This window comes from Oleiagrimonas sp. MCCC 1A03011 (genome assembly GCF_003267965.1).
Lineage (GTDB): Bacteria > Pseudomonadota > Gammaproteobacteria > Xanthomonadales > Rhodanobacteraceae > Oleiagrimonas > Oleiagrimonas citrea.
The window spans coordinates 191545-204669 of the sequence record NZ_MSPY01000006.1 but is presented as its reverse complement, the minus strand read 5'-3'; the positions used below and the strand labels follow the sequence as shown (position 1 = coordinate 204669).

The following is a 13125-nucleotide window of genomic DNA, read 5'->3' as shown; positions in this document are numbered from 1 at the left end:
AGGACGTTTCGTCCGAGGGAGCCGCACATTCTACATCGCTTTCCGTTTCCGTCAACACCCTTTTTCAAGGAAATTTTCGGTCGCGGTGATCGCCCTTCCGAGCGGCCGCTGCGATGTGCGGGCGGCGAATGATACGCCCTCAGGCAGAAGCTGGGAAGGGGGTATGTGAAACTTTTTTGCGAAGCGGGCGCGCTACACTCGGAAACCGCCCTGAAATCAAACGCTGAAGAGCCCCGACATGATTCGACGCTATCTGCTTCTCTTGGTACTGACGCTTCTCGCCGGGGCCTGCGCCGCGGCACCGCCTCCGTCGGCAACGCATGTATTGACGCTGCACGACCATACGTTCCACGTCGAACTGGCGACCAACAATGCACAGCGCGACCTCGGCCTGATGCATCGTACGCACATGGCGGCCGATCACGGCATGCTCTTCGTGTTTCCGTACAACGCAGTGCAGACCTTCTGGATGAAGAACACGCTCATCCCGCTGGACATGCTGTTCTTCGACAAGGACCGCAAGCTGGTCTCCATGCAACTGAACGTGCCGCCCTGCAAAGCGAACCCGTGCGCGCTGTATCCCAGCGGCAAGCCGGCGATGTATGTGCTCGAACTTGCCGCCGGGACGGCCGCTCAGCTGGACATCCAGACTGGCGACGCGTTTTCGCTGGAAGGTCCGATCGGACCGGTGCGCTGATCGCGCTCCTCATCGACATGACGGCACGGCAGACCCACCTGATAGGGAACCAGCGGCCCGGGCATCATCTCGGGATGATCGAGCCAGGCGTCGTCGAAAGGAATGAACTGTTTCATGGCTGCCTCCGTGAAGCGTGCGTCGGAACTGCAGTGCCATGAAACCGCGGCGCACGGCCGCCGGAGTGACCGATTCGGGCAATGATCTGACCGAATCGGCGCACGGGATGACGGATCAGTCGATCTCGATCATCTCGAAGTCTTCCTTGGTCACGCCACAATCGGGGCAAGTCCAGGTATCGGGAATGTCTTCCCAGCGCGTGCCCGGCTCGATGCCCTCTTCGGGCAGACCTTCGGCCTCGTCATAGATGAAACCGCACACTACACACATCCACTTGCGGGCAGCCACTGCCTCGGAACCGGTGACACTCATCGAAGGAACCACACCCGTGATAGGAAAAAAGAAAGATCTATTGTCGCAGCTTCGCGCGCCCGAGGTACAGCCAACCTCCGCGAGGCATGCCGCATGAATGCTGCGCGCCTGCCCTCCGGCGGTCTGTACGCCATCGCAAACGGCCCGTGCGAAGGTCTCGTCGATCGCGCGATCGAGGCCATGCATGGCGGCGCATGCATGCTGCAGTACCGCGATCTCCATTCGGACAGCACACATCGTCTGGACATCGCCCGTGCGCTGGTGGCCGCGACGCAGCCATTCAACGTCCCGGTCATCATCGATCACGACCTCGATCTGATGCGCGCCAGCGGCGCGGCCGGAGTGCACCTCGGATCGATGGACGACGATCCGGTCGCCGTGCGCGCATCACTCGGTCCCGACGCCATCATCGGCGTGTCGTGCTATGGCGATCTCGAGCGCGCTCGAGCGATGGCAGCCAAGGATGTCGACTATCTGTCGTTCGGCGCCTTCCATCCATCCCCGAGCAAGCCGCACGCGCGGCAAGTGTCGCCCGAACTGCTGCGCGAAGCGGCCTCACTGGGGCCGGCCGTGGTGGCAATCGGCGGCATCACCCCGGACAATGGCGCTGCACTGCTCGCCGCGGGCGCGGACTTCCTGGCGTCGATCTCCGGCGTGTTCGGATCCACCGACCCGCGCGCTGCAGCCCGGCGTTTCCATACCCTGTTCGACGCAACACGAGCCGTTTCTTCATGACCAGCAACCACGAACTGTTCCAGCGCGCGCAACCGCTCATGCCCGGCGGCGTGAACTCGCCCGTCCGTGCCTTCAACTCCGTCGGCGGCGAGCCGTTCTTCACGCAGCGCGCCGAAGGGGCCTATCTGTGGGATGTCGAAGGCAAGCGCTATATCGACTACGTCGGTTCCTGGGGACCGATGATCGCCGGGCACAACCACCCGAATGTACGCGAGGCTGTAGAACGGGCCGTGCGCGACGGTCTTTCGTTCGGCACGCCGTGCGCGGCGGAAGTGACCATGGCCGAGACCATCCGCGCGATGGTGCCATCGATGGAGATGCTGCGCATGGTCAATTCGGGCACCGAGGCGACCATGTCGGCGATCCGCCTGGCGCGCGGCGCGACCGGACGCGGCAAGATCGTGAAATTCGAGGGCTGCTACCACGGCCACGGCGACAGCTTCCTGGTCAAGGCCGGTTCCGGCGCGCTGACCTTCGGCGTGCCGACCTCGCCAGGCGTGCCCAAGGCCAGCGCCGATCTGACCCTGACCCTGCCCTACAACGATCTCGACGCCGCGAAAGCGCTGTTCGCCGAACACGGCGCCGAGATCGCCGGACTCATCATCGAGCCGGTCGCCGGCAACATGAACTGCGTGCCGCCCGAAACCGGCTACCTCGAAGGTCTGCGCGAACTGTGCACGCAGCACGGCGCGGTGCTGATCTTCGACGAGGTGATGACCGGCTTCCGCGTCGCCGCAGGCGGTGCTCAGGCGCGCTACGGCGTGACACCGGATCTGAGCACTTTCGGCAAGGTCATCGGCGGCGGCATGCCGGTCGGTGCCTACGGTGGCAAGCGCGAACTGATGCAGCAGATCGCGCCGACCGGACCGATCTACCAGGCCGGCACGCTGAGCGGCAATCCGGTGGCGATGGCCGCCGGTTTGGCGATGCTGGAGCTAGTCCGCGAACCAGACTTCCATCGCGCACTGGAAGACAGGGGCGCCATGCTCGTGAACGGCATGCAGCAACTGGCCGACAAGCACGGTATCTCCTTCAGCACGCACCTCGTGGGCGGCATGTTCGGCCTGTTCTTCGGCCCCGGCCCAGTGACACGATTCGAACAGGTCACCGCCTGCGATATCGAGGCGTTCAAGCGCTTCTTCCACGGCATGCTCGAGCGTGGCGTGTATCTGGCGCCCAGTGCATTCGAGGCCGGCTTCATGTCCTCGGCGCACAGCCACGCCGACATCGAGCAGACGCTCGCCGCCGCCGATGAAGCCATGGCGGAACTGGCCGCCGGAGCCTGAACCTTGACCACCCAGCCCTCGCGCCATCGTTTCGAACCGCACGCTCCGGCGGGCGGCGCGGCCTGGCGCGAGCGCTGGTTCCAGGTGATCTTCGGACACCAGGACCGCCCCGGCCGCCTGTTCGACGTGATCCTGATCGCGGCCATCGTGGCCAGCATCCTGATCACGATGCTGGACTCGGTGCAGAGCCTGCACGCGCGCTACGGCACCGCTTTCTACCTGGCCGAGTGGACCTTCACCCTGGCTTTCACCGCCGAATACCTAGTGCGGCTGTGGGTGGTCCGGCGGCCGTGGCGCTACGCGCGCAGCTTCTTCGGCGTGGTCGACTTGCTGTCAGTGCTGCCGACCTACATCAGCCTCGCATTGGCCGGCAGCCAGTACCTGCTGGTGATCCGCGCGCTGCGCATCCTGCGCATCTTCCGCGTGCTGAAGCTGACCCGCTACGTCGGCGAGGCCGATCTGCTGTGGACGGCGCTGATTCGCAGCCGGCGCAAGGTGCTGGTGTTCGTCAGCACGTTCCTGACCCTGGTGCTGATCTTCGGCGCGCTGATGTACCTCATCGAGGGGCCGCGCCACGGCTTCACCTCGATTCCGCAGTCGATGTACTGGGCGGTCATCACCATGACCACGGTCGGCTTCGGCGACATCACGCCGTCAACGCCGCTGGGACAGCTCCTAACCTCGTTCATCATCCTGATCGGCTACAGCATCATCGTGGTGCCGACCGGCATCTTCACCGCCGAACTGGCGTCCGGCCTGCGCACGGCACAAACGTTGCGGCGCTGCGGGGAATGCGGCCTGAGCGGGCACGAGACCGATGCGCGCTACTGCCGGGGTTGCGGTGCCATGCTTGAGGACAACGACGACGACGCACCACCCGCCTGACCCGCACGGATGCGGCATCCGTGCCAGCAACGGGCATCCGCTCGCACGTCAGACGCCGGAAGCTGCCAGAAAATCGTCCAGCGCGGCGGACAGACGCTCCAGCCCTTCGGCCACGTCCGCGTCGCCGATGTTGAGCGCCGGCACCAGCCGCACCACATCGGGACCGGCCTGCAGGATCAGCAGACCATGCCGCGCGGCATGGTCGAGGATCTCCCCCGCACGCCCTGCGAAATCCTGCTTCAGCACAGCACCCAGCATCAGACCACGTCCGCGCACTTCGCGGAACAGGCGCTGCCCGCCCCTTTGCATCAGCGCCTCGCGCAGCACGACAGACTGCCGCTCGACGTTGGCACGCAAAGTATCCGAGTCCAATTCGCGCAGCGCTGCGCACGCCACGGCCGCCGCCAGCGGGTTTCCGCCAAACGTGGTTCCGTGGGCGCCAACGCCCATGACCTCGGCGACCTTCGCACCGGCCAGCATCGCGCCGATCGGCACGCCGCAGCCCAACGCCTTGGCCAGCGTGACGATGTCCGGCGTCACATCGTCCTGCGTGTGTGCGAACAGTGTGCCGGTACGGCTCATGCCGCACTGGATCTCGTCCAGCACCAGCAGCGCGTCGTGCGCGTCGCAGAGTTCGCGCAGACGCTTCAGAAATCCGGGCGCGGCGGGTACCACGCCGCCCTCGCCCTGCACCGGCTCGACCAGAATTGCGGCCACGTCGCCCGCCTGCATCGCCGCTTCCACCGCTGCCGCATCGTTGAACGGGAGATAGCGGAATCCGCTCGGCAGCGGCTCGTAGCCGGCCTGGTATTTCGGCTGTGCCGTGGCGGTGACCGTGGCCAGGGTACGGCCGTGGAAAGAACCCTCGAACGTGAGGATCACGCGCCGTTCCGGCGCGCGCCCCTGCGCCGTGGCCCACTTGCGCACCAGCTTGATCGCCGCCTCGTTGGCCTCGGCGCCGGAATTGCACAGGAACACGCGCTCGGCGAAGTCCGTCGCTTCGACCAACGCCTCGGCCAGCCGCAGCGGCGGCTCGGTGTAGAACACGTTGCTGACGTGCCAGAGCTTCTGCGCCTGCTCGGTCAGCGCTGCGAGCAGCGCCGGATGCCGATGGCCCAGCGCGTTGACCGCGATGCCGCCGCCGAAATCGATGTAATCGCGTCCCTCGACGTCCCACACGCGCGATCCCTCGCCGCGGTCGAGCACCAGCTCGCGCGGACGGTAGACGGGCAGGTAGTAGCGCTGCCCGAGGGCGGTCAGAGCGGCGGTGGGCGCGTGTCCTTCGGGGGCATCGTGCATGGGGACGTTCCGTAGCGTGCAGCGCGTACTGTGGCGCCGCGAAGAGCCATTATGCAGTGCGCCGCAGTTCAGCGGCGCATCGGTCACCAGCTTCCGGTGTTCTCCATCGACGCCCACGGCTCGGCCGGCGCCAGCGGCTCGCCCTTCTGCAGCAGTTCGACGGAGATCAGATCCGGCGAGCGCACGAAAGCCATGTGGCCATCACGCGGCGGGCGATTGATGGTCACACCCATGTCTCGCAGGTGCGCGCATAGCGCGTAGATGTCATCCACGGCAAAGGCCAGGTGGCCGAAGTTGCGCGCCGAGCCGTAATCCTCGTCCGAATCCCAGTTGTGGGTCAGCTCGACCTCGACATCGGACTGGCCCGGTGCCGTCAGATACACCAGCGTGAACTTGCCCTGCGGGTAGTCCTTGCGTCGCGATTCGACCAACCCCAATCCTTCGCAGAAGAATCGCAGCGAAGCGTCCAGGTCGCGCACGCGCACCATGCTGTGCAGGAATTTCATCGGGTACATCCTCTCAGGAAAGATCGTTTTCAACATTCGTGGTGAGTCGCCACAGCGGGCAAGCGGTACGCGCACCCGTCACCCGTACTAGGCCATCTGCAACCACAGATCGGCCGCACGGCAGATTCGCATGGCCAACCGGCCGACCGACACCTCTGCGTCAACTGTTGCATCAGCGTAACACCCCTTGCATTCCCCGCCGCGACGGCCTTTGACGCCGTTCCGGCAGGACGCGCGACCTTCACGCCTGTTGCACGGATGCAACACATTCACCGGCAGGACAACACGCGATTTCCATCAAAAGTATGTCGCTTCAACACTTTGCGTCGGATGGCACCGAACTTGCGACTCCATGCCCGACAAAAAGCACGGAGCGCAACATGGACATTCAATCGCATCGCCCTGCCTCGCATCGCCCGGCACGCGCCGCATGTGCGTCGCTGGCGATGTGCATGCTGGTCGCCCTCGCCGCACCCAGCCAGGCCGGAGACGCCCACAAGGCGGTGAAGGCCAAACACGGCGAAATGGTCCTGTTGCGCGACGTACCGGCCCGCCACGCCACGCATAGCCAGCCGCCGGGCGTTGCGCTGATCGTCAACCCGAAGCCCAATCGCGAACTGGAGAGCGCGCTCGGCACCGGTGGCGAACTCGGCGATGCGGAAATCGCCTCGCTCAGTGCCAGCCCCGCCGCGGCCGGACATGTCACCGGGGCTCGGGTGACGCAATTGCTCCGCACCACCACGCGCAACGGCACCGGCTCTTCGCAGGTGTCGCACAACAACGCACCGCCCGGCACCAACCCGATGAGCACCGTCGGCAGCGCCACGCGTGGTATCGACTCGCAAGTGCAGCGCGCGCTCAGCGCCCTGCCTCTGCCCACGCAACCGGGCAACCGCTGAGGACGATCCGCATGCGCTGTCTCCGTATCGCCTTTCTGCTAATCGTCCCGCTGACCTGGCTCGCGGCCACGCCCGCACAGGCCGAGGACGACAACTACCAGCAGATGCTGCACTACCTCACGCAGACCCGCATGGACGGCCAGGCGCTGTCCGAAGCGAAAGGCGTGGTCGGCGTGAACATGGCCGCGGGCGACCTCAACCAGCAGGCCAACGTCCACGCCATCGCCATCGGCGACCGCGCGGCGATCCAGGTGCGCACCGGTCAATCGCGGACGGCGAACGTCGCCACCGCACCCGACATCGCCAGCGCCAGCATCGGCGGCCGCGCCATGCAGGGCGCACAAGGCATTTTTTCCATCAATCAGGCCAGCGGCACCGGCAACGCGGAACTGAACGTGGTGACCGCAGCGCTGGCCAGACAGGGCATACGCGAAGCCGGCGACGCATGGATCGCCGCCGCCTCCGCGTCCGCAGGGGGAACCGCTTCCCCCGCTCCGTCGGCGGCTGCCGGCAAGGAGCGTTCCGTCGCCGTCGAATCGACTGCCATGCAGGAGGTTCGAGGCGTCGTGCAACTCAATCAGGTCGCGGGTTCGTCCAATGCAACAGCCAACCAGTTGCATCTGTCGATCTCGCAACCCGTGCAGTAGCTAACCAGCTGATCACTAGGACAGAGAGAGGGAAACACGATGAACAAGACCATGAAACGAACCGTTCTGGCCATCGCCGTCGCCACGTTGTTCGGCGGCAGCGCGTATGCGCAGAGCGCGGACCCGCATCAGGGCAACAACGACCGTGTCAGCTTCGAGAAGGACGTGTCGCTGAACTCCGACGTGACCCTGCGCGGGCGCGTGCAGGTGGACGGCACGATCAACGTCGACTCGGCCGCCGTCTCCATCGTCAACAACCGTCAGACCAACGGCGCCAACTACGTCGAGAATCAGATGGTCACCAATGACTCGGACGTCGACGGCAACGCCGGCCGCGAGACCTCCGGCAACATCGGCGCGAACGTCGCTTCCGGCGACAACAACCAGCAGGACAACGCCGCCGCGCTGTCCGCGGCCGACGCCAGCTTCACCTTCGGCATGGCCGACTCGGAAGTCTTCGTCGATCAGCAGGGTTCCTTCAACCAGACCCTGAACATGGCCACCACCAACCAGGCCGTGATCGGCAACAGCGCGTTCCGCGACGCGTCCGGCAACATCGGCGTGAACGTGACCTCGGGCAACAACAACCAGCAGAAGAATGCGATGGCCGCCTCCGTGGCGACCAGCAGCTTCGCGCAGGCCACGGTGTCCTCCGACCAGGCGTCCGGTCACAACGAGACCATCAACGCGCTGTACGAGGATGTCTACATGACCTCGGTACAGGTCTCGCTGAGCGGCAGCGGCAGCGGCAGCTACAGCGGTGGCGGCCAGGGCAGCGCCGACCTCGGTCTGAGCGGTGCGGTCGACCAGATCGGCGACGTCTATCCGGATACCTGGACGGGCGACGCGCATCCGGCGGGTTCGCAGACCGGCCACATCGATCTCGATACCGCGACGCAAGGCGGTTCGGACCTGAACGGCGACGGCGGTGCGCTGGCCTTCGGCTTCACGGACGACTCGTCCGCTTCGGGCGGCCTGGGCTTCGAGGAGTCGGGTGACGTCGCGCTGGACAACATCAACCTGTCCGGCACGGTGAACTACCTGCAGATCTCGTACCTGCCGACCACCAACACCGCATCGCTGGGCGGCAACGCCTTCCGCGGCGCGTCCGGCAACATCGGCATCAATGTCTCGGCCGGCACCGGCAACCAGCAGGCCAACAGCCTGGCAATGGCCGTTGCGCAGCCGAGCACCGGTAATGGTGGCGGCGGCGGTGGTGAATAACACCGCATGATCCTCGCACCTTTGGGTGCGATCGCTCCCCGGCCGCTCCTCCCGCGGCCGGGGAGCACTTTCGGACACCGAGATCGAGACACGAGGCCTTGCACCATGCGCTTGTTCACCGCCTGCCTGGCACTTGTATGTGCGCTGACCGCGACCGTTCCGGCACGCAGCGGCGACGTACAGTTCTCCGGTGTGCTGCCCAACGGCGCGCTGTACGCGCGCAACGTGGAGAGCATGCAGGAAGCGCGCTATCGCTACATCGTGCGGCAACGCACCGATTACAGCTGCGGCGCGGCAGCCCTGGCGACGATTCTGCGCTACGGCTACGGCATGAACGTGGACGAGCACCTGGTCATCCAGGGCCTGATGGGTGTCTCCGATCCCGAGGAGGTCGCCAAGCGCGGCTTCTCGCTGCTCGACATCAAGCACTACGTTCAGAACCTCGGGCTGCGCGGACGCGGCTACCGCGTCACCGTCGAGCGCCTGCGCACCCTGCGTGTGCCCACGATCGTGCTGATGAACGTCAACGGCTTCAGCCACTTCGTCGTGCTCAAGCAAGTGCACGAGAACACCGTGGAAGTCGCCGACCCGATGCTCGGCAACCGTTCGTTGCCACTCAAGGATTTCCTCCGCGACTGGCCGTCGCGCGCGCTGTTCGTGGTCATAGGCAGCGGCTTCGATCGCCAGACCGTATTGCTCAAACCCATGCAGAAACCCAGCGCACGCGCCCTGTTCGCGCGACGCGGCCCCATTTCCGACGCCGAACTGCTGGATTTCGGCTTCACCAACGCCGACCTGTTCTGACGGCCGGCGTGCAGGAGCACATCATGAAGACTTCGCTATCACTGGTCACCGTCGCCCTCGGCTTCGCCGGCGTCTCGGCCCAGGTGCAGGCCATGGAGCATGCCCCGGCCGCCAACGGAATGAGCGAGATCGGCGACGAAGAACTGGCCCAGATGCGCGGACGCTGGACACCGGGCGGCGACAGCAGCAGCACGGTGGCCTACTTCGGCGTCACCATGAACAGCAGCTGGACCTCGACCAGCGGCCAGCAGCTGCAGAGCGCGATGACCGTCGGCATGAGCTTCGACGACCAGAACACGCCCACCGTGACCTTCCAGCCCACGGTCACCATCGTCAGCACGAATCCCATTCCCACTACGGCCAACGGCACGACCACCACCCGGTCGGTCGACAGCTCGGGCCTGAACAACGTGTCCGGCCTGGTGCAGGGCGTGCAGGTCGCGGGCGACGCCAATAGCGCCGACAACGTGACCTCGGTGACGGTGCGCAACGAGCGCGACGTCGGCACGCCCAGCGTCGCCCAGCAACCGGGCACGACCTTCACCGGCCAGCCACAGCAGAGCACGGTGCGCGACGGCAACGCCACGGCCACCGCCCGCATTGACGGCAGCGGCGCCCGCGTGGCGCTCAGCATTGCCGGTCAGGGCCAGGTGCAGCAGTGGATCCGCAGCGGCAGCCTGGGCCAGGTCATCGCACTCGGCGCCGACGGCCAGCGCGTGCACAACAGCATGCAGATCGACCTGGTGCAGCGTTCGCTGGCCAGCAACGTCAGCCTCAGCCGCGATTTCGCGCAGTCGATCAATCAGGTACGCGGTATCGGCCTGACCTATTGAACAGGGGACACAACACATGATTGGCAATCGCAACAAGGCACGGCTTGGGCGGACCCTGTTGGCCGCCTCCATCGCGCTGGCGCTACCGGCAGGTGCATGGGCTCAGACTGCGGCGCCGACGAACACCATGTCGGCCCCGGAGAAGGAACAGGCGGAGGTGCGCACCCTGATGGCGCAGCTGCAGGCGCTGAAGGCCGGGTACGCCGACCAGGTGCGCCGCCTGCGCGACCTCGACGCCCAGGTGCAGGCGCTGGAAGCGCGCCTCGCGGGACGCACCACCAATCAGCCATTGCCCGCGCGCCCGGCTCCCGGCCAGCCTCCGCAGCAAGTCGCGCGGACCGGCGACGCCTCCGGAACGCAGCCGATCCGCAACGCCCAGGGCAGCACCGGCGAAGACGCCAAGCCCTCGCGCAGCGTCGAGGACGTGCTGCAGCAGGAGCACGCGGTGTTCGATCGCAAGCTCACCCTCGAGAACGGTCTGACCTACGCACGCTACGACCGCAAGCAGCTCACGCTGAACGGGTTTCTCGCCCTCGACGCGATCTTCCTCGGCAACATCGCGGTCGAGAATGTCGAATCCGATACGCTGACCTACAACTTCGCCGCACGCTACGGTCTCAGCCCGCGCTGGACACTGAATCTCGACGTGCCGTACCTGGCCCGCCGCACCACCTACCAGAAGGGCGGCGCCGGCGGCTCGGCGGCCGCCACGGCCGAGCAGAAGGTGTTCGGCAGCCACATCGGCGATGCCTCACTGAGCGTCAACTACCGCATGCTTCCGGAAACCGCGAGCCGACCCGACACCGTGCTCACCTTCGGCGTCACCGCGCCGACCGGACGCCACCCGTACGGCATCGACTGGCGCGTCCTGGAGCGCGACAACGACCAGTTCGTACGCTTCGCAGTGCCCAGCGAACAGCCCACCGGCAACGGCATGTGGACCGCAAATCTCGGCGTGTCGATGGTGAAGACGCTGGACCCGGCGATCCTGTTCGGCAACATCGGCATCGCCCACAGTCTGTCGCGCGACTTCAACGATCTCGACAACAATCCCGACACGCTCAACCCGGGCCGCGTGCAGCTTGGCAATGTCTACACCCTCGGCGGCGGCGTGGCGTTCGCCTTCAACGAGCGCACCAGCCTGAGCCTGTCCTTCAACGACCGCATCAATGCCAAGGCGCGCGTGCGGCCGCGCGGCGGCGACTGGAATTCGGTGATCGGCAGCGACGGTCACGCCGCGACCTTCAACATGGGCGTGACGTACGCGCTGAACCAGCACACCACGCTGGTCAGCCTGCTGGGCATCGGCCTGACGCCGGACGCACCGGACGTCACGCTGAGCGTGAAGATTCCCTACACGTTCTGAAGCGTCATCACGCTGGCATCGACGCGATCCACGCCGTTCAGTGCGTGGTCGTGTCCAGCGTGACGCGGTATTTCTTGCACAGACGGTAGACCGTCACCCGCGATACCTGCAGACGGCGCGCGCACTCGCTGACGTTGAAGCGGCTGGCGCGCAGACAGGCGACGATGGCTTCGCGCTCGGCGTGCGCGCGGGCGCGATCCAACGTGGACGCGTGCACGGAGATCGGCGCCGCGGCCGGACGTGCGGCCAGATCCAGGTCCGCCGCGCTGATCAGCGGCGCTTCGGCCACCACCGCGGCGCGACGCACGCGGTTCATCAGCTCGCGCACATTGCCCGGCCACGGGAACGCGCACATCGCAGCCTCGGCTTCCGGGCCGAAATCGCGCACATGCGTGCCCGCTGCATGCTTGCGGCGGAAGGCATCCAGGAAATGCCTCGCCAGACGCAGAATGTCCGTGCCGCGATCGCGCAGCGGCGGCACCGGCAGGCGCAGCACGTTGAGCCGGTAGTACAGGTCCTCGCGGAACCGCCCCTCGGCCACGGCCTTTTCCAGATCCACGTGCGTGGCGGCGATCACACGCACATCCAGATGGATCGACGTGCAGCTGCCGACCCGCTCGATCGTGCCTTCCTGAAGAACGCGCAACAAGTTGGTCTGGGCGTCCAGCGGCAGGTCGCCGATCTCGTCGAGGAAGACCACGCCGCCGTCGGCAGCCTCGATACGGCCGATCTTGCGGGCACCCGCGCCGGTGAAGGCGCCGCGTTCGTGACCGAACAGTTCCGACTGCACCAGGTTCGCCGGCAAAGCGCCGCAGTTGATCGCCACGAACGGCCCCTCGCAACGCGTCGAGCGCCGATGCAGTGCGCGCGCGGCCACTTCCTTGCCGGTGCCGGTCTCGCCAGTGATGAGTACGGGCACGTCAACCGGTGCAAATTTCGCGATCCGGGCGGCCAGCTTGTGCATGGGCGGGCTACAGCCGAGCATGCCCTCGAAGGCGTCGTCCGCATGCTCTTCACGATGCCCCTCGCTCAGACGCGCCATGCCCCAGGCATGACCCAGCGCATCGACCAGGCGATTCGAGGCCCCCGGCATGGTGACGTAGTCGAAACATCCCGCACGCACCAATGCCGTCACACTCGCATGCATCAACGCCTGCGTGCAGACCAGGGCCACCCAGCGCTTTTCGGGGTGGGCCGCGAGCAAGGCTTCCAGACGAGCAAGGTGCTGACCGTCATGACCGCGCAGATCGATCACACCGACAGTCGCCGCACTCCGTGCGAGCGTGCCCTCGATATCCGCCTGCGGATCCAGCTCGAGCAAGTCCCACCCGGCTTGATCCAGTTCGTCTCGGTGCGCCGCATCGGCCTGGCCGAGCCAGACCGTCTTGCGCCTGCATTGCGCCGGTTCGAGCATGAACGATGCCTCCGCTTCGTGACCCCATACGCCGCGTTGTCCCACCTGCGACGTGACGTCTGATCAGCATCGCGCAGCGCCAACGGAACATCCATTCCACA

Annotated in this window: 14 protein-coding genes; 10 read left to right on the top strand and 4 right to left on the bottom strand. The window is 66.1% G+C overall.

Annotated features, from left to right (window positions below):
- Positions 1-238: 238 nt before the first annotated feature.
- Positions 239-697 carry a DUF192 domain-containing protein gene (locus BTJ49_RS12810; protein ID WP_113065796.1) on the top strand — a complete coding sequence of 153 codons (459 nt, stop codon included), beginning with the start codon at positions 239-241 and terminating at the stop codon, positions 695-697.
- A gap of 231 nt (positions 698-928) precedes the next feature.
- On the opposite strand, the gene BTJ49_RS12805 is transcribed toward BTJ49_RS12810, so the two are convergent.
- A complete protein-coding gene (locus BTJ49_RS12805; RefSeq protein ID WP_113065795.1) occupies positions 929-1126 on the bottom strand; it encodes a rubredoxin in 198 nt (65 codons plus the stop codon).
- Positions 1127-1219: 93 nt separating this feature from the next.
- On the opposite strand from BTJ49_RS12805, the gene BTJ49_RS12800 reads away from it, so the two are divergent.
- The 3 genes from BTJ49_RS12800 to BTJ49_RS12790 are packed head-to-tail and all read left to right on the top strand — an operon-like array spanning position 1220 to position 4032.
- Positions 1220-1861, top strand: coding sequence for a thiamine phosphate synthase (locus BTJ49_RS12800; protein ID WP_113065794.1), 642 nt, complete (start codon positions 1220-1222; stop codon positions 1859-1861).
- A complete protein-coding gene (gene hemL / locus BTJ49_RS12795; RefSeq protein WP_113065793.1) occupies positions 1858-3147 on the top strand; it encodes a glutamate-1-semialdehyde 2,1-aminomutase in 1290 nt (429 codons plus the stop codon). The genes BTJ49_RS12800 and hemL overlap by 4 nt, the downstream gene beginning before the upstream one ends.
- Before the next feature lie 3 nt (positions 3148-3150).
- The gene (locus tag BTJ49_RS12790; protein WP_113065792.1) at positions 3151-4032 is read left to right on the top strand and encodes an ion transporter; all 882 of its coding nucleotides are present in this window, start codon (positions 3151-3153) and stop codon (positions 4030-4032) included.
- A gap of 48 nt (positions 4033-4080) precedes the next feature.
- Here BTJ49_RS12790 and BTJ49_RS12785 read toward each other — a convergent pair whose 3' ends face one another.
- Together BTJ49_RS12785 and BTJ49_RS12780 are read right to left on the bottom strand one after the other, a co-directional pair.
- Positions 4081-5331, bottom strand: coding sequence for an acetylornithine/succinylornithine family transaminase (locus tag BTJ49_RS12785; protein WP_113065791.1), 1251 nt, complete (start codon positions 5329-5331; stop codon positions 4081-4083).
- Positions 5332-5414: 83 nt separating this feature from the next.
- Positions 5415-5837, bottom strand: a complete 423-nt coding sequence (locus BTJ49_RS12780; RefSeq protein ID WP_113065790.1) for a VOC family protein — start codon at positions 5835-5837, stop codon at positions 5415-5417.
- Between the two features lie 380 nt (positions 5838-6217).
- Here BTJ49_RS12780 and BTJ49_RS12775 point away from each other — a divergent pair, with 380 nt between their 5' ends.
- The 6 genes from BTJ49_RS12775 to BTJ49_RS12750 all read left to right on the top strand — a co-directional run bounded on the left by BTJ49_RS12775 (position 6218) and on the right by BTJ49_RS12750 (position 11610).
- Positions 6218-6736 carry a hypothetical protein gene (locus tag BTJ49_RS12775; RefSeq protein WP_113065789.1) on the top strand — a complete coding sequence of 173 codons (519 nt, stop codon included), beginning with the start codon at positions 6218-6220 and terminating at the stop codon, positions 6734-6736.
- An 11-nt stretch (positions 6737-6747) separates the two neighbouring features.
- The gene (locus tag BTJ49_RS12770) at positions 6748-7383 is read left to right on the top strand and encodes a hypothetical protein (RefSeq protein ID WP_240601831.1); all 636 of its coding nucleotides are present in this window, start codon (positions 6748-6750) and stop codon (positions 7381-7383) included.
- 51 nt (positions 7384-7434) lie between these two features.
- Positions 7435-8607, top strand: coding sequence for an adhesin (locus BTJ49_RS12765; protein ID WP_146742342.1), 1173 nt, complete (start codon positions 7435-7437; stop codon positions 8605-8607).
- 105 nt (positions 8608-8712) lie between these two features.
- Positions 8713-9411, top strand: a complete 699-nt coding sequence (locus BTJ49_RS12760) for a C39 family peptidase (RefSeq protein ID WP_113065787.1) — start codon at positions 8713-8715, stop codon at positions 9409-9411.
- A 23-nt stretch (positions 9412-9434) separates the two neighbouring features.
- Positions 9435-10244, top strand: a complete 810-nt coding sequence (locus BTJ49_RS12755; protein ID WP_146742341.1) for a hypothetical protein — start codon at positions 9435-9437, stop codon at positions 10242-10244.
- Between the two features lie 127 nt (positions 10245-10371).
- Entirely contained in the window at positions 10372-11610 is a 1239-nt protein-coding gene (locus BTJ49_RS12750) for a hypothetical protein (protein WP_240151783.1), read from the top strand.
- A gap of 37 nt (positions 11611-11647) precedes the next feature.
- Here BTJ49_RS12750 and BTJ49_RS12745 read toward each other — a convergent pair whose 3' ends face one another.
- On the bottom strand, positions 11648-13024 hold the full coding sequence (locus BTJ49_RS12745; RefSeq protein ID WP_113065784.1) for a sigma-54 dependent transcriptional regulator: 1377 nt from the start codon (positions 13022-13024) through the stop codon (positions 11648-11650).
- Positions 13025-13125 lie beyond the last annotated feature (101 nt).